This is a genomic window from Streptomyces purpureus, assembly GCF_014648195.1.
GTDB lineage: Bacteria > Actinomycetota > Actinomycetes > Streptomycetales > Streptomycetaceae > Streptomyces > Streptomyces purpureus.
Window position 1 is genome coordinate 60,345 of the sequence record NZ_BMQQ01000013.1, and the last position, 15,773, is coordinate 76,117.

General features: G+C 71.0%; 13 protein-coding genes. 5 read left to right on the forward strand and 8 right to left on the reverse strand.

What is annotated here, in order from left to right; translation table 11 throughout:
* Positions 1 to 71: 71 nt before the first annotated feature.
* Positions 72 to 2,966 (reverse strand): UPF0182 family membrane protein, encoded by a 2,895-nt coding sequence (locus tag IEZ01_RS18060; RefSeq protein ID WP_019889288.1) that lies wholly within the window; start codon positions 2,964 to 2,966, stop codon positions 72 to 74.
* A gap of 137 nt (positions 2,967 to 3,103) precedes the next feature.
* Here IEZ01_RS18060 and IEZ01_RS18065 point away from each other — a divergent pair, with 137 nt between their 5' ends.
* Entirely contained in the window at positions 3,104 to 3,661 is a 558-nt protein-coding gene (locus tag IEZ01_RS18065) for a PPA1309 family protein (protein WP_189202593.1), read from the forward strand.
* A gap of 55 nt (positions 3,662 to 3,716) precedes the next feature.
* Here the strand turns inward: IEZ01_RS18065 and IEZ01_RS18070 are convergent, their stop codons facing one another.
* The 3 genes from IEZ01_RS18070 to IEZ01_RS18080 all read right to left on the reverse strand — a co-directional run bounded on the left by IEZ01_RS18070 (position 3,717) and on the right by IEZ01_RS18080 (position 6,953).
* Positions 3,717 to 4,805, reverse strand: coding sequence for a YlbL family protein (locus tag IEZ01_RS18070; protein WP_028797952.1), 1,089 nt, complete (start codon positions 4,803 to 4,805; stop codon positions 3,717 to 3,719).
* A gap of 459 nt (positions 4,806 to 5,264) precedes the next feature.
* Entirely contained in the window at positions 5,265 to 5,726 is a 462-nt protein-coding gene (locus IEZ01_RS18075) for a molybdenum cofactor biosynthesis protein MoaE (RefSeq protein WP_028797951.1), read from the reverse strand.
* Between the two features lie 117 nt (positions 5,727 to 5,843).
* The gene (locus tag IEZ01_RS18080; RefSeq protein ID WP_019889283.1) at positions 5,844 to 6,953 is read right to left on the reverse strand and encodes an SDR family oxidoreductase; all 1,110 of its coding nucleotides are present in this window, start codon (positions 6,951 to 6,953) and stop codon (positions 5,844 to 5,846) included.
* Positions 6,954 to 7,144: 191 nt separating this feature from the next.
* On the opposite strand from IEZ01_RS18080, the gene IEZ01_RS18085 reads away from it, so the two are divergent.
* Together IEZ01_RS18085 and IEZ01_RS18090 are read left to right on the forward strand one after the other, a co-directional pair.
* Positions 7,145 to 8,539 (forward strand): zinc-dependent metalloprotease, encoded by a 1,395-nt coding sequence (locus tag IEZ01_RS18085; protein WP_019889281.1) that lies wholly within the window; start codon positions 7,145 to 7,147, stop codon positions 8,537 to 8,539.
* Positions 8,536 to 9,057: an NUDIX hydrolase gene (locus tag IEZ01_RS18090; protein WP_189202595.1), complete on the forward strand. Its 522-nt coding sequence runs from the start codon at positions 8,536 to 8,538 to the stop codon at positions 9,055 to 9,057. Before IEZ01_RS18085 ends, IEZ01_RS18090 begins: the two co-directional genes overlap by 4 nt.
* A gap of 75 nt (positions 9,058 to 9,132) precedes the next feature.
* Here the strand turns inward: IEZ01_RS18090 and IEZ01_RS18095 are convergent, their stop codons facing one another.
* From IEZ01_RS18095 to IEZ01_RS18110, 4 genes are all read right to left on the reverse strand, one after another.
* A complete protein-coding gene (locus IEZ01_RS18095) occupies positions 9,133 to 9,888 on the reverse strand; it encodes an AIM24 family protein (RefSeq protein ID WP_189202597.1) in 756 nt (251 codons plus the stop codon).
* A gap of 17 nt (positions 9,889 to 9,905) precedes the next feature.
* A complete protein-coding gene (locus tag IEZ01_RS18100) occupies positions 9,906 to 10,586 on the reverse strand; it encodes an AIM24 family protein (RefSeq protein WP_189202599.1) in 681 nt (226 codons plus the stop codon).
* Between the two features lie 14 nt (positions 10,587 to 10,600).
* Complete coding sequence (locus tag IEZ01_RS18105) at positions 10,601 to 12,253, reverse strand: TerD family protein (RefSeq protein ID WP_189202601.1); 1,653 nt, start codon at positions 12,251 to 12,253, stop codon at positions 10,601 to 10,603.
* A gap of 108 nt (positions 12,254 to 12,361) precedes the next feature.
* A complete protein-coding gene (locus IEZ01_RS18110; RefSeq protein WP_078513406.1) occupies positions 12,362 to 12,937 on the reverse strand; it encodes a M48 metallopeptidase family protein in 576 nt (191 codons plus the stop codon).
* Positions 12,938 to 13,134: 197 nt separating this feature from the next.
* On the opposite strand from IEZ01_RS18110, the gene IEZ01_RS18115 reads away from it, so the two are divergent.
* Both IEZ01_RS18115 and IEZ01_RS18120 read left to right on the forward strand, forming a co-directional pair.
* The gene (locus IEZ01_RS18115; RefSeq protein WP_189202603.1) at positions 13,135 to 14,286 is read left to right on the forward strand and encodes a ThiF family adenylyltransferase; all 1,152 of its coding nucleotides are present in this window, start codon (positions 13,135 to 13,137) and stop codon (positions 14,284 to 14,286) included.
* Between the two features lie 63 nt (positions 14,287 to 14,349).
* Positions 14,350 to 15,753 (forward strand): ABC1 kinase family protein, encoded by a 1,404-nt coding sequence (locus IEZ01_RS18120; RefSeq protein ID WP_189202605.1) that lies wholly within the window; start codon positions 14,350 to 14,352, stop codon positions 15,751 to 15,753.
* Positions 15,754 to 15,773 lie beyond the last annotated feature (20 nt).

Sequence of the window (15,773 nt, forward strand, 5' to 3'; positions counted from 1 at the left end):
GAACCAACCGTATCACGGTGTGGAGGGGGCTCCGGCCGGGGCCGATCCGGCCCCGGCCGGAGCCCGGCGCGCTATCCGGTCGGCTTCTGGGCCGCCTTCAGCTTCGCGCTGGCGTCCGCCGCACGCTGGATCGCGTCCTGCAGGGTTTCCTGCGCCTTGCCGTACGCCGTCCAGTCGCCCTTCTTCAGCGCCGCCTCGGCGTCCGCGTACGCCTTCTGCGCGTCCGCGATCGCCTGGTTGAGGGCGGCGTCGGCGGTGGCCGGCGGCTTGGGCGTGGTCTCGCCCGGCGGGGGCGGGGTGGGCTTGGCGCCCTCCACCCCGAAGACCGCGTTCAGCCCCTCGCCGAGGGTGTTCTCGAACACCGTGGTGTCCTTGGTGGTGTCACCGTCCGGCTGGTCCGCGTCGACGTACGACACCGCCACCTTCTTCAACAGCGGGTAGAGCGCGTTGCGGCCCTGGGCGTACACCGGCTCGACGTAGAGGAACCCGCCGTCCAGCGGCACGGTGAGCAGATTGCCGTACTGGATGTCGGAGTCGGCACCCTTCATGTCCCGGACGAACTGGGCCACCGACGGCAGACCGTTGAGCTTGCTCTGGACCTGTGCCGGGCCCGGCACGTCCGAGGTCACTCTCAGCAGCCTTATCCGGCCGTACTCCTTGCTCGTGGCGTCCGCGTCGACCGCCATGAAGCCGCCCAGGTTGGGCCGCCCGTTGGGGGTGAACGTGGTCGTCAGCGAGAACCGCTGCTGCTGGTCCCCGGGCATCTTCATGCTCAGGTAGTACGGCGGGACCGCGTTGCCGTCCTTGTTGGTCGGGTCGTCCGGGACCTGCCAGGCGTCACTGCCGCTGTAGAACTGCGCCGGGTCCTCGACGTGGTAGCGGGTGAGCAGCTCGCGCTGGACCTTGAACATGTCCTGCGGGTACCGCAGGTGCTGCATCAGGCCCGGCTTGATCTCGGCACGCGGCTTCACCGTGTCCGGGAACGCCTTCATCCAGGTCTTGAGAACCGGGTCCTTGGTGTCCCACTGGTAGAGGTTCACCGTGCCGTCGTAGGCGTCGACGGTGGCCTTCACCGAGTTGCGGATGTAGTTGACCTGGTTCTGCTGGGCGACGACCGTGCGCTGCTGGTTGCCGACGGTCAGCGCGTCCGCCGTGGTCTCGCCGAGCGTGGTGCGCGACGCGTACGGGTAGCCGTTGGTGGTCGTGTACGCGTCGACGATCCACTGGATCCGGCCGTCGACGACCGCCGGGTAGGCGTCGCCGTCGATGGTCAGCCAGGGCGCGACGGCCTCGACCCGCTCCTTGGGTGTGCGGTTGTACAGGATCCGCGAGCCCTCGCCGATGGCTCCCGAGTAGAGGATCTGCGGCTCACTGAAGGCCACCGCGTAGGCGGCCCGGTTGAACGCGTTGGAGAGGTTGACCCCGCTCTTGCCCTCGTAGCTGGTGGTCTTCTCGCCGTTCTCCTCGTAGTCCAGCTCCTTCTGCGGCCCGCCGACGATCGAGTACTGGTCGGTCTTCTCGCCGTAGTAGATCCGCTGCTGGTACTTGGGGGTCTGGCCGCTCGTCGGCAGCCCGGCCTCGGTGAAGACCGGCGAGCCGTTGGCGTCGGTCGTGGTGCCCGTGGCCATGATCGCGCCATAGCCGTGGGTGTAGGTGAAGTGGTCGTTGATCCAGTTCCGCTTCGGGATGCCCTTGATGTTGAGCTCCCGCAGGCCGACGACGGTGTCCTTGCCCTGGTAGCGGTCGATGTCGAGGGTCGTCGGGAACTGGTAGTACTTCCGCTTCTGCTCCAGCTGCTGGAACGTCGGCGAGACGATGTTCGGGTCGAGCAGCCGGTAGGCCGCCGCCGAGTCGGCGTCGTTGCGGAGCTTGTCCTTGGCCTTGACCGTGGACTTGCCCGAGTAGTTCTCCGGCGTCGTGTCACCGATGGCGTACGCCTGGCGCGTCGCGTCGATGTTCTTCTTGATGTACGGGGCTTCCTTGGCCTGTTCGTTCGGCTGGACCTGGAACTTCTGCACGATGGCCGGGTACAGGCCGCCGATCAGGATGGCCGACAGCACCATCAGACCGAAGCCGATCACCGGCAGCTGCCACGTCCGGCGCCACAGCGTGGCGAAGAACAGCACGGCGCAGATGACCGCGATGCAGAAGAGGATCGTCTTCGCCGGCAGATAGGCGTTGGCGTCGACGTACCGCAGACCCGTCCAGTTGCCGGTCGCCTTGAAGTCGCTGGACTTCACGGCAAGGCCGTACCGGTCGAGCCAGTAGGCCACGGCCTTGAGGGAGACGAAGACACCCAGCAGCACCGACAGGTGGCCGGTGGCCGCCGCCGTGGCCCGGGCACCGGGGCTGGTGATGCGCAGCCCGCCGTACAGGTAGTGGGTGAGCGCCGCGGCGATCAGGGACAGGACGGTGGCCGCGAAGCCGAAGCCGAGCAGGAAGCGGTACCAAGGCAGGTCGAAGGCGTAGAACGCCACGTCCAGCTTGAACTGCGGGTCCTTCTGGCCGAAGGGCACGCCGTTGACGTACATCAGCCAGGTGCGCCACTGGCCGGAGGCGGAGGCGCCGGCGATCAGCCCGACCAGGGCGGTGATCCCGAGGAGCACCCACTTCTTGTACGGCGCGAGGCCCATGCGGTACCGGTCGAGGCTCTGCTGCTCCAGCGACATCGCGCTGAGCGGCGGGCGCAGCCGGTGTGCCAGCCAGATGTTCAGGCCGACGGCGGCCGCCATCAGCAGGCCGAACACGGCGAACAGGCCGATCTTGGTCCATAGTGTGGTGGTGAAGACGGTCGAGTAGTGGACCGAGCGGTACCACAGCCAGTCCGTCCAGAACCCGGCGAACATGACGAACGCCATGGCCAGCACGGCCAGCACACCCAGTGTCATGAGCAGGGTGCGGGCCCGGCGGGAGGGCCGGCCGACTCTGATCCGTGGCCCGGTCGGGCCTCCGCCGCGGTCCGGCATCTGGAAAGCCAACGTGCGCCCCTCGAAGTTCGCGGTCGTGTGAAGCGGGCCCCCGCGATGCTAGGGCCCACTGATGCAACTTACTGAGGCTTTACCTAGTTCCCGTCTCGGGGGGATAACGAGGCAGGATATTGACCATGTCCAACGTTTCCTCCTCCGGCCCCCCGATGGCCGCGAGTCCCCTCACCCGTGCCGTGCTCGAGATCGACGAGTACGCCTCCGGTCTCGGCTGGGACCAGCCGGCCCGGCTCTTCGCCCTTGTCGACACCGCCCAGCTGCGCAGCCAGGAGCCGGCGCTCGCCGCCCAGCTCGGCCTGGACGGCGGCGACGACGCCGCCCCCCTCACCCCGATCGAGCAGGACGAGCTGCCCGCCGGGCAGGCCCTCGACGAGTTCCTCGGGACGATCGCCTGGCCCGACGCGGTGGCCGGCTGCGCGCTGACCGTGGAGCGGCTGATGCTGCCTCCGTCGGCCGAGGCGTCCGTCCCGGAGAACCTCAGCGAGGCCGCCCTCGCCAAGTGGGTCGCCAAGCACCCGGACCGCCAGGAGGTCCGGATGACCGTCGCCGTGCTGCGCGACGGGGCCCGGGAGTCCGCGCTGCGGCTGCGTGAGAAGGACTCCCCCAACGAGGTCCTCACCGGCGCCGACCTGGTGCCGGGCCTGGCCGAGGCGCTGTCGGCGACCTTCGAGGCCTAGGCCGTACGTCTCCGGGGTCCGTGCCGCGTACGGGCCCCGGGGGCGCCGCTCGCCGTCAGCTCGTGGTGCAGCGCGGCAGGGAGGCGAGGTCGCCCTTGCGGAGCTTCTCCAGCGACTTCGTCGCGTCGTCGATGGTGTCGACCTTGATCAGGGCCAGGCCGTCGGGGGTGTCCGTCGCGGCCGCGGCGCAGTTGTCGGCGGGGGTCAGGAAGTAGCGCGCGCCCGCGTTGCGCGCGCCCACCAGCTTCATGTCGATGCCGCCGATCGGCCCGACCTTGCCCTTCTCGTCGATGGTGCCGGTGCCGGCGATGAACTTGCCGTCGGTGAGCTCGCCGGGGGTCAGCTTGTCGACGATGCCGAGGGCGAACATCAGACCGGCGCTCGGTCCGCCGACGTCGGCGAGCTTGATGTCGATGGTGAACGGGAAGACGTGGTCCGTCCCGGCCCGGATGCCGACGATCGCCCGGTCCCCCTCCGGGGACTTGGCCGTGGTGATGGTGACGTTCCTCGTGGTGGTGGGCGCCTTGCCGGCCTTCTCGGCGGCCGCCGCGTCCTTGGCCGGGACGATGGTGAAGACGACCTTCTGCCCGGGCTTGCGCTTGACGACCTGCTTGGCGACGTCGTCGGGCTGTGTGACGGGCGTACCGTCGACCGCCTTGATCACGTCTCCGGCGTGCAGCGTGCCCTCGGCCGGGCTGTCCTTCTGCACGGAGGCGACCACCACGCGCGTGGTGACCGGGACGCCGAGCTCGCCCAGCGCCGCGACCTTGGCGCTCTCCTGGGACTGGCTGAACTCCTCGGCGTTCTCCTGGGTGGACTGCTCCTCGGTCTTGCCGTCCGGGTAGAGCGTGTCGTGCGGCACCACGACGTTGTCATGGGCCAGCCAGCCGTAGACCGCCTCGACGATGTTCATCCGGTAGTCCGCGCTGGTGACCCTGACCGTGGTCATGTTGAGGTGCCCGCTGGTGGGGTACGTCTCGCGGCCGCTGATCTGCAGCACCGGCTCGCCGTCTGCCTCGCCGAGCGTGTTGACGGTCGGGCCCGGGCTCATCTCCGAGTACGGCACCGGAAGAAGGACGCCGACACAGAGCAGGGTGATCAGAACGAGCGTGGAGGCGAGCATCGTCGCAGTGCGGCGTGGCATGGAACGACAGTACGGGACGGGTCTGTCAACGCACCGTCCGGGCGGTCCGTACGAGGCGGCCGGCGGAGAGAGGCCGGAGACGTGGCAACTGCGTACGGTGGGCGCGGGGGTCAGGCAGGTCCCGGACCGGAATGGGACTTCTCCATCGCGTCACGGAACCGCGCGTAACCGGCGAGCTCGGCGACGTCCCCGGCAGTTCGGTTCCTCGAGGCCCAGCTCGCCCATATCGCCGCGCCTACGACGGCGAAAAGCGGAATCAGCAACCAGGCGAGCACTGCCATCCCGTCCTCCCATCCCCAAATGAGCGACCGCAATCAGTGACCGCAATGAGTGATCAGCAGACTAGCCATCCGCTGCTTCAACGCTGCTGCCAGGGGGGCGGTTACGCAAATTGGGGCGGATGCCACCGCAGGGTGTTTCACGGGACGTTTTGCCAGGTCCGAGCGGTGTGTCGGGGCCTCAGCAGGCCCCGACCCACTCCTCGGTGCCGTCCGAGAACTGCTGGTGCTTCCAGATCGGCACCTCGTGCTTGAGGTCGTCGATCAGCTTGCGGCAGGCCTCGAAGGCCTCGCCGCGGTGTGGGCAGGAGACGGCGACGACGACGGCCAGATCGCCGACCGTCAGATCGCCCACTCGGTGGACGGCGGCCAGGGCGCGTACGGGATAGTCCGCGACGACCTTCTCGGCGACCCGCCGCAGCTCGGCCTCGGCCGTCGGGTGGCAGGAGTAGCCAAGGGCGTCGACGTCGGCGCCGCCGTCGTGGTTGCGCACGGTCCCGACGAAGAGCGTGGTGCCGCCGGCCGCGTCGTCGCCGACGGCCCGGAAGACCTCGTCGACGGAGAGCGGGGTGTCACGGATGGCGAGCAGCCTGATGGGATCCGCCGCCGCCTGCTCACCGGGATGATCGTGCGTAGGTGCCATGCGGTCCATGGTGCCGTACGGCCACGACATCCCGGAATAGCGTTTTCGACCGGCGGTGCGGACCCTCCGTAGGAGGGTCCTACAGACCTCCGTGCCGCCCTTCCGGGGGCCGCTTCCTCACAGACCCCGGCGCTTGCGGGCGCGGCGTACCAGCGCGGCCGTGCCGAGCAGCGCGACCGTCGCGCCGGCGGCTCCGGCGGCGGTGGCGTCCTTGCGGCCGAGCCGGCGGCCGGCGAGGGTGTGCCGGCCCTGGACCTCTTCGAGCAGCGCCGCGAGGACCTCCTCGTTGGTCCACCGGGGCCGCCAGCCCGCGTCGTGCAGCCGTCCGACGCTGACCACCCACGGGTGCATGGTGTAGGCGAGGTCGCCGGCCGGGGACGGGGTCAGTCCGATGCGGTGCAGCCGGGCCGCGGCGCCGAGGGCGACGGCCGAGGGCAGCTCCATGCGCCGGATTCCGCTCAGCTCCTCGACCTCCTCCTGTTCCAGCCAGCCGTCGCAGCCGACCGCGAACTCCCCGTCGGCCTTCTCGAGCGCCGCGTACTCCAGGGCGCTGACCAGGTCCTCGACATGGCAGAACTGCCAGGTGGGCCGGGATCCGGCCACCACGAGCAGGCGCGGCGACTCGAAGTAGCGGGTGAGGGCGGTGTCGGTGCCGCCGACCAGGACCGCGGGCCGGACGACGGTGACGTTGAGACCGGGGTGGGCGCGGGGCGCGCGGCGGCCGAGGCGTTCGATCTCCAGCAGGTCGCCGACGCCGGTGGCCTCGGCGGTGGCGCGGAGCTCGGCGTCCTCGGAGAGCGGGATGTCGTTGTCCGGCAGCGCGCCGTAGACCATCGCCGAGGTGCACAGCACGACCCGGTGCACGCCCGCCGCGGCGGCCGCGGTGAGCACGGTCTGGGCGCCGCGCACGTTGTACGCGGTCCGGGCGGCGGCGTCGGTCTCCAGGTCGAGGTCGACGGCGAGGTGCACGACGACGTCGGCGCCCCGCAGCTTCTCGGCGATGGCCGGATCACGTACGTCCAGGATGTGCCACTGCGCCTCGGGGATCTCGCCCCTGCGCTCGTCGATGGCGATGACCTGCTTGATCTCCTCGCACGCGACGAGGCGCCGGGTCAGCAGCTCACCGACACCGGAAGCGGCGCCGGTGACCGCGACGACGGGGCCGCGCGCGGCGGACCGGGTTGAGAGGTTTCGCGCTGCGCGAACCTGCGGATCTGGGGAACTCACCGGGCGTCTCCAGCGGTTGTCTTCAGTACGTACGTGAATGACGCGTACGTACCAGGTAGCGTCCATCCTGCCGCAGGCCGCGAGGCGGCGAAGCACTGAGGCCTTATCCGGCCTCGATGTCTAGGCTTGGTGGTGTTGTCGGGCAGTCGCCGCCGGCGAAGAGCCGGCGGCCCTACGAGCCGAGGAAACCCGTGAGTGACACCCCATTCGGATTCGGCCTTCCGCCGGAGGAGCCGGAGAACGGCGACGAGGGCAGGAAGAAGGACCCCGCCGGAGGTGGCAAGGGGTCGGGCGGCGACCCCTTCGGGTTTGGCGGCCTGCCGGGCGGCGCGGACAATCCGTTCGCCGCGATGTTCGGGTCCCTGAACCCCAGCGACCTCGGTGCGGCCTTCCAGCAGCTCGGCCAGATGCTGAGCTACGAGGGCGGTCCCGTGAACTGGGACATGGCCAAGCAGATCGCCCGGCAGACCGTGGCGCAGGGCACGTCGGACGGCACCAAGGACGCCAGTGTCGGCCCGGCGGAGAAGACGGCCGTCCAGGAGGCGGTGCGCCTCGCCGACCTGTGGCTGGACCAGGTGACCTCCCTGCCGTCGGGGGCGAACACCGCCGTGGCGTGGAGCCGCGCGGAGTGGGTCGAGGCGACCCTGCCCGCGTGGCAGCAGCTGGTGGACCCGGTGGCCGAGCGGGTCGGCGCGGCCATGGGCGATGTGCTGCCCGAGGAGATGCAGGCCATGGCCGGCCCCCTCATCGGCATGATGCGCTCGATGGGCGGCGCGATGTTCGGCCAGCAGATCGGGCAGGCCGTGGGCGCCCTCGCGGGCGAGGTCGTCGGCTCGACCGATGTCGGTCTGCCGCTCGGCCCGGCCGGGAAGGCGGCGCTACTGCCGCTGAACATCGAGACCTTCGGCAAGGACCTCGGGGTGCCCAAGGACGAGGTCCGGCTCTACCTGGCCCTGCGGGAAGCCGCCCACCAGCGGCTCTTCGCCCACGTGCCGTGGCTGCGCTCGCACCTGTTCGGTGCGGTCGAGGGGTACGCGCGCGGGATCAAGGTCGACACCTCCAAGCTGGAGGACGCGGTCGGCCAGCTCGACCCGACCCACCCCGAGCAGCTGCAGGAGGCGCTGCAGCAGGGCATGTTCCAGCCGCAGGACACCCCGGAGCAGAAGGCCTCGCTGGCCCGTCTGGAGACCGCCCTCGCGCTGGTCGAGGGCTGGGTGGACGCGGTGGTGCACGAGGCCGCGAAGACCCGGCTGACGTCGGCGGACGCGCTGCGCGAGACGCTGCGCCGCCGCCGGGCCACGGGCGGGCCGGCCGAGCAGACCTTCGCCACGCTGATCGGTCTGGAGCTGCGTCCGCGCCGGCTGCGGGACGCCGCCCGGTTGTGGGCGTCGCTGACCGACGCGCGCGGGATGGACGGCCGGGACGACCTGTGGGGCCACCCGGACATGCTGCCGACGGCGTCCGACCTGGACGACCCGGACGGCTTCGTCCACCGCGAGCAGCTCGACTTCTCCGAGCTCGACAAGATGCTGGGTGAGGCGGCCGAGCGGGCCGACGAGGACGGCAAGGACGACACCGACAAGTGACCCTGCACGATGACGCCGTTCTCGTACTGAAGGCGTACGAGAACCAGCCGGAGCTGCGCCAAGTCTATCTCGATCATCTGGACGCCCACCCGGACGGCATGTGGAAGACCTGCGGGGCCGGGCACCTCACGGCGAGTGCGCTGGTGGTGGATCCGGAGCGCGGGCGGGTGCTGCTCACGCTGCACAAGAAGCTGGGCATGTGGCTGCAGATGGGCGGTCACTGCGAGCCGGGCGACGCGACGGTCGAGGCGGCCGCGCTGCGGGAGGCCGTCGAGGAGTCGGGTGTGCGGGGGCTGACGCTGCTGCCGGGCGGGCCGGTGCGTCTGGACCGGCACCCCATTCCGGCGCCGTGCCACTGGCATCTGGATGTGCAGTACGCGGCGCTGGCGCCGGCCGACGCGGTCGAGGCGATCAGTGACGAGTCGCTGGATCTGCGCTGGTTCGGCTACGACGAGGTGGCTGAGGTGGCCGACGCGTCGGTGGTCCGGCTGCTGGAGCACACTCGCGCCCGGCTCTGAGGCCACAGCGGATGCGATAAGGGAGCGCGTAAGGGGCGGCCTCCCTGGAGGCCGCCCCTTACGCGCTCCCTGGGATCAGTTCCAGGCGTTGTTCTGGTTCTGGGCGTGGGAGCCGTGCTGCCCGGCGCCGAACTGGGCGCGCACGCCCTGCCCGATCTGCGCGTTCTGCGGCGGCATGACCTCGCTGGGCTGGACCAGGGCGAAGCCCTGTCCGAGGAAGCTGAGCTCCCAGCCCTCGCCGGTGTTGCCGCGGCGCCGCATCACACCGGAGGAGTGCGTCTGCGCCTGCATCTGCACCCGCAGCCCGGAGGACCAGGCGACGATCGCGTCGGCGTCGGCGTTGACGTACTTGTCGGGCGTGACCTGCATCATCAGCGGCTGCCCCGAGGTCATCAGGGCGACCTTGCCGCGGCCGGAGATGTTGAGCTGGTACTTGCCCGATCCGGAGATGCCGTACTGGCTGTCCACGGCGATCACTTCGGTGTGCAGGGTCGAGTCCAGCGCCAGGACGTAGGCGCTGTCGACGGTCATGCCCTCCTGGTCGACGTCCACGACGTGGATGTACTGGGCCAGGTTGGCGAAGTAGACCGTGCCCTGGCCGGAGCAGCGCATCAGGTCGAGGCCCTCCCCGGTGTTGGCGCGGGCCCGGCGCTGGCCGCCGGTCTGGTATTCGCCGTCGAAGTCGACGAGTCCCTGGTAGGCGACCATGGCGCCCTTACGGGCGAGGACGTCGTCGTGGCCGGTGAGCGCGACCCGCAGCAGCTGCGGGTTCTGTACGACGTACCGCTCCTGGCTCTGCTGCTCGGCGTGGTTGAAAAGCGGGCTCTGCATGGTGTTCTCGCTCCCCCTCAGCCCCGGATCCGCAGACGGTCGGTGCTGTCCTCACTCGGCTGGACGACGACGATGCCGCGTCCGGAGAAGGCCATCTGGTAGGCCTCCCCGCTGCCCCGTCCGATCAGGGAGGAGGCCTTGAAGCTGCGCTTGCCCTTGACCTTCAGCTCCGGGGACCAGGCGACGAGGGCGTCCGGGTCGACGTACGTCTCGTCCTCGCCGCGGCCGCAGTCGACCACGATCGGCGTGCCGCGCGAGGTGAGGGCGACCCAGCCCGTACCCGAGATCTGGACGTTCCACAGCCCCTGGCCGGCGAACTTGGCCAGGCCCTTGACCTTCTCGACGCCCCACTGGAGGTGGGCGTCGAAGGCGAGGAGGTTGGTGCCGTTGACGGAGAGCGAGTCGTTGTTGAGGTTCATGACGACGACGTCGGCGCCGTAGTCGGCGAGGTAGAGCAGTCCGTCGCCGGAGCACTTCATGATCGGCGCGCCCTCACCGGTGATCCACTGGGAGGCGACCTGGCGGGCGGCGGGCGGGTTGGGCTCGTACTGGATGAAGCCTTCGTAGGCGACCATCGAGCCGGTACGGGCGAACAGGTCCTGGCCGGAGGCCATGGCGACCTTCAGCATGGAGCGGCCGTGGTTCTCCATCCGGGCCGCGATCGGGGTGGGGGCGTAGCCCGCTAGTTGCTGGTTCATGTCTTCGGGCTCCCTCAGACCTCGTACGGCTGGACGACGATGAAGTTGCCGGGGGCTCCCCGGAACTGGAGGTTGACGGTCTCTCCGCTGTGGCCGGGGTAGGCGTTGCGGCGCAGCCGGACCTGGCTGGAGAGGATCACCTGCGAGGCGGCGGACCAGGCGACGACGGCGTTGCAGTCGGCGAACGTGGTCGGCGTGACGGGCAGGACGACGGGGACGCCGTGGGTCTTCACGACGACGGTGCCGGTGCCCTGGAACTGCATGGTGAACAGGGCTCCGCCGGGGATGCCGTGGCCCTCGATGCGGCGCACCTCGTGCTGGAGGGACTCGTCGAAGGCGAGGACGTTCTCCGCGGAGACGCAGATGGCGTCGCCCTGGAGCTCGATGGGGTGCAGATGGGAGCCGGTCTCGGCGAGGAATACCTGGCCGCGACCGGTGCAGCGCATCAGCTGCATCTCCTGGCCGGTGGCGTTACCGACGATACGGCCGGCGAACCCGGCGCCCTTGTAGCCGAATTCGACCTTGCCCTGGTACATGACCATGCTGCCCTGGCGGGCGAGGACGGGAACGCCGCCCATGGCCAGGTCGACCCGCATGAGCTGCTGGTTCTGCGGGGTCCAGCGCTGGCCGGTGGCGGCCTCCTTGTACGGCGCGAGCGCGGCGGCGAGTCCGGCGCCGCCCTGCGGGGCCCCTTGCGGCATGCCGCCGGGCGGCATGCCCATGGGGGGCTGCTGGCCGTACTGCGGCTGACCGTAGCCGGCCGGCGCGGGCTGGCCGTACGGGGACGGGGCGGCGGGCGGCGCGGCCTGGCCGGGGACCTGCCCGAACTGCGGCGGCTGGGGCGGCTGGCCGTACGGAGACGGGGCCGCGGGCGGGGCCATCGGCGCCGCGATCGTGGGCGCGCCGTGCACGGGCTGGGGCGCGGGCGGCACCGGAGCGGGCGCCGGGGCCGGAGCCGGGGCGGCCGGGGCGCCGAAGGACGGCGCGGGCTGGGCCTGCTGAGGCTGCGCGGGCGCGCCGAACGAGGGGGCCGGGGCTGCCGCCGCCGGGCCCGGGGCGGCGAAGCCGGGCGCCGCGGAGCCGCCGGGCGGCGGACCGAAACCGGGGGCCGCCTGCGGCGGCTGAGCGGCCGGTTCCTCCTCGGCGACCTCGCCACCGAAGTTGCGCAGCAGCGCGGCCAGTCCGCCGTCGAAGCCCTGGCCGACGGCGGCGAAGCGCCAGACGTCCTTGAGGTAGAAGTCGCCGAGCATCACGGCGCGCTCGGTGGTGAACTCCGAGCCCGTGAAGGAGTACCGCACGACCTCTTCGCCGCCCGCGACGATCCGGATGTAGCCGGGGCCGACCTGGGACATCTGGCCGTCGCCGTCGATGGTGGCGGTGAAGGACAGCTTGTGGATCGAGGCCGGGATGCGGTCCAGCGTGACCCGGAAGGACTCGGTGTCACCGGCCTGTGCGCCCAGGAGCTGGATGGATTCCTCGGGTGACTTCGGCTGGTTGAAGAAGACGAAATACCGGTCGTCGGAAAGCTGTTCGTCGGCGTCCAGGCCGAAGCAGCTGATGTCGAAGGTCAGCCCGGGTGCCGCGATCTGCACGCCCACGTACAGGTCGGTCCCGGAAGTGAGATCACTGATCTTGGCCTTGTGGCCCCGTTGGAATTCCCTGGCCATGCGTAACGACCGTCCCCCATCCCGAAATGTGAATGCGTCGCGTCAGGCTAACGGCTGGCGACGACATTGAGCCAAGTCGGGACGGATTCGCTACAGGATCGACGAATGTCACTCTCCGCGAGCGGCCGGCAGATGCGGCAACCGCTCGGCGGCGACGACGCCTTCGAGGTAGCCACGGGCCCGCTCGGTACGCGGGTAGGCCTCCAGGAGCCGCCAGAAGTCGGGACCGTGCCCGGGGACGAGGAGGTGGGCGAGCTCGTGGACGAGGACATAGTCGACGACGTACTCGGGCATCCCCTGGAGCCGGTGGGAGAGACGGATGCTGCCCTCGGAAGGGGTGCACGAACCCCAGCGGGTGTTCTGGTTCGTCACCCACCGCACGGAGGTGGGGCGCGCCCTGCCGCCGAAATACTGGTCCGACAACCGCTCGGCGCGCTCGCCCAGTTCCACGTCGCCCAGCATGCGCTTGCTCTCCTGGGCGGCGAGCTTGTCGAGCATCACGGTCACCCAGCGATGCTCCTCCGCCTCGGACATCCGGGCGGGGATGAGCACGATGGTCCGGTCGCCCTCCCGGTAGGCGGAGACTGTTCTGCTCCGCCGGGAGCTCCTTCGGACCTCGACCGCACTCGTCCCCGACCCGCGGGGCGGTTTCCTTGTCTCGCTGCGCTGTGGGTCGGCGGGCACGCCCCGACGTTACCCGCTGTCAGCGGAGGAAGTCCCGCCTCCAGGACGGTTCGGACGGGATCCACCCACGTCGTACACCATTTGAACGACTAATACCCCGCCCCTGTGGACAACTTTCCGTGGCCTTCGCGCCGCCGAGGCATTCTGACGGCGGAGATCACCACAGCGAGTGATCATGAAAGTACCGGGGGGCGGAAATGCATCCGATGGTCAAGCCGGCGCTGCGCCGCGCCTGGCGGAATCTTCAGTACGTGCAGTTCGGTGTGACACCGGCGCACGCGGTCGTGGTCGGTCCGGTGGACACGACCACCGGCAGCCTCATCGGGCTGATGGACGGGACTCGGGGCATCGATCTGCTGCGCGAGGAGGGCAGGGCGCTCGGGCTGGACGAGGACCGGGTGGACGTGCTGGTGAGCAGACTGGCCGCGGCGGGGCTTCTCGCGGACGCGACGGCGGGCCGAGAGGGCGCCGCTGCCTCCGGTCGCCGCGGCGGGGAGCCGGATCCGGTGCGCGCCGATCTGGAGTCGCTCTCGGTGGTCCACCGGGAGCCGGACGGTGCGGTGCGGCGCTGGTCGGCGCGGCGGACGGCGCGGGTGCAGGTGCGCGGTGCCGGGCGGGTGGGGGCGGCGGTGGCGGCGCTGCTGTCGGCCTCCGGGGTGGGACGCGTGGAGGTGCTGGACAGCGGGCCGGTGGAGCCCTGGGACGTGTCGCCGGGCGGGCTGCCGCCGGAGGCGGTGGGTGAGCGCAGAACCACTGCGGCCCGGCGGCTCGTGGGGAGATCGGCGCCGGGCGGGCGGGTGCCGCGGGCCCGGCAGGCGGCCGACGCGCCGGGGGCGGGCGCCGGGCGGCCCGTCTCGCTGATCGTCGTGGCGCCGAGGGACGGGCTGGGGGCGTATCTGCCCGACCCGGTGCCGGCCGGGGAGTGGGTCGCGGCCGGCACCCCCCATCTGTACGCGGGGGTGGCCGAGGCGACCGGAGTGGTGGGCCCGCTGGTGCTGCCCGGCGGGACGGCCTGCGCCGGGTGCATGGAGCGGGAGCGGACGGACCGGGAGCCGGTGTGGCCGCGGATGCTGGCGCAGTGGCGGTCCGGCGGGCCGGGCGCCGTGCCCGCCTGCGACCTGGGGCTCGCGACGGTGGTGGCCGGGCTCGCCGCGGCGCACGCCCTGGCGTTTCTCGACGGTGAGCTGCCGGCGAGTGTCGGCGCGCGCTGGGAGACCTCCTCGCCGTTGCTGGAATGGCGTTCGGAGCGGGTGGTGCCGTACGCCGGGTGTGATTGCGGCGCCGTTGCTGACGGAGAAGGGGAGCGGGCCTCGGGCGGCGGAGCCGCGCACGACACAATGGCGGGGTAACGGCCACCGGTACGCGACCTCGGCGTCGAACGCGGCACAGCAGTCTGGGATTTGGAGGGGCGCATGTCTGATCTACCCCGGAAGGCGGTCACCCGGACCGCCAAGTTGGCCGCGCTGCCACTGGGCTTCGCCGGTCGGGCCACGTGGGGCCTGGGCAAGCGGATCGGCGGGAAGTCCGCCGAGATCGTCGCCCGCGAGCTGCAACAGCGCACCGCCGACCAGCTGTTCAAGGTGCTCGGTGAGCTCAAGGGCGGGGCGATGAAGCTCGGGCAGGCGCTGTCCGTCTTCGAGTCGGCGCTGCCCGAGGAGGTGGCCGGCCCGTACCGCGCGGCGCTCACCAAGCTTCAGGAGGCGGCGCCCCCGATGCCGGTGCGCACGGTCCACGCGGTCCTCGCGGAGCGGCTGGGTGAGGACTGGCGTGAGCTGTTCCTGGAGTTCGAGGACAAGCCCTCGGCGGCGGCGTCGATCGGCCAGGTGCACCGGGCGGTGTGGCACGACGGCCGCGAGGTGGCCGTGAAGGTGCAGTACCCGGGGGCCGGTGAGGCGCTGCTCTCCGATCTGACCCAGCTCAGCCGCTTCGCCCGGCTGCTGGGCCCGCTGGTTCCGGGCATGGACATCAAGCCGCTCATCACGGAGCTGCGGGACCGTGTGTCGGAGGAGCTGGACTACGCCCTGGAGGCACAGGCGCAGCGGGAGCACGCGGCGGAGTTCGCGGACGATCCGGATGTGGTGGTGCCGGATGTGGTGCACCAGTCCGACCAGGTGCTGGTGACGGAGTGGATCGACGGCATCCCGCTCGCCGAGGTGGTCGCGGACGGCACGCAGGAGCAGCGGGACCGGGCGGGTCAGCTGCTGGCCCGGTTCCTCTTCTCCGGTCCGGCCCGTACGGGGCTGCTGCACGCCGATCCGCATCCGGGGAACTTCCGGCTGCTGCCCGCGGCAGGGGCGGACGACGGCGAGGAAGGGGCCTCTGGGGACTGGCGGCTGGGGGTGCTGGACTTCGGCACGGTGGACCGGCTGCCCGGCGGGCTGCCGCAGACGATCGGGGTCTGTCTGCGGATGACCCTGGCGGGTGAGGCCGAGACGGTCTACGAGCTGCTGCGCGAAGAGGGCTTCGTCAAGGAGAAGATCGCACTCGACCCGGACGCGGTGCTCGAGTATCTGCTGCCGATCATCGAGCCGGCGGAGGTGGACGCGTTCGCCTTCTCCCGGGAGTGGATCCGCAACCAGGCCGCCCGTATCGCCGACCCGCGCTCCCCCGCCCATCAGTTGGGCAAGCAGCTCAATCTGCCGCCGTCGTATCTGCTGATCCACCGTGTGACGTTGAGCACGATAGGGGTGCTCTGTCAGCTGAACGCGACGGTCCGGCTGCGGGACGAGCTGGAGGAGTGGCTGCCGGGGTTCCTGCCGCAGGACGAGGAGACGGAGCCGGACGCGCCGGAGCCGCAGGCGGTGGCGGAGGGCTGACCGGGGGGCGGCCCGCGCCA

What these genes read in the sequence shown, in the direction of transcription:
- IEZ01_RS18060 (WP_019889288.1), bottom strand. Translation starts at nt 2,966, where the DNA reads ATGCCGGACCGCGGCGGAGGCCCGACCGGGCCACGGATCAGAGTCGGC.
- IEZ01_RS18065 (WP_189202593.1), top strand. Translation starts at nt 3,104, where the DNA reads ATGTCCAACGTTTCCTCCTCCGGCCCCCCGATGGCCGCGAGTCCCCTC.
- IEZ01_RS18070 (WP_028797952.1), bottom strand. Translation starts at nt 4,805, where the DNA reads ATGCCACGCCGCACTGCGACGATGCTCGCCTCCACGCTCGTTCTGATC.
- IEZ01_RS18075 (WP_028797951.1), bottom strand. Translation starts at nt 5,726, where the DNA reads ATGGCACCTACGCACGATCATCCCGGTGAGCAGGCGGCGGCGGATCCC.
- IEZ01_RS18095 (WP_189202597.1), bottom strand. Translation starts at nt 9,888, where the DNA reads ATGCAGAGCCCGCTTTTCAACCACGCCGAGCAGCAGAGCCAGGAGCGG.
- IEZ01_RS18100 (WP_189202599.1), bottom strand. Translation starts at nt 10,586, where the DNA reads ATGAACCAGCAACTAGCGGGCTACGCCCCCACCCCGATCGCGGCCCGG.
- IEZ01_RS18105 (WP_189202601.1), bottom strand. Translation starts at nt 12,253, where the DNA reads ATGGCCAGGGAATTCCAACGGGGCCACAAGGCCAAGATCAGTGATCTC.
- IEZ01_RS18115 (WP_189202603.1), top strand. Translation starts at nt 13,135, where the DNA reads ATGCATCCGATGGTCAAGCCGGCGCTGCGCCGCGCCTGGCGGAATCTT.
- IEZ01_RS18120 (WP_189202605.1), top strand. Translation starts at nt 14,350, where the DNA reads ATGTCTGATCTACCCCGGAAGGCGGTCACCCGGACCGCCAAGTTGGCC.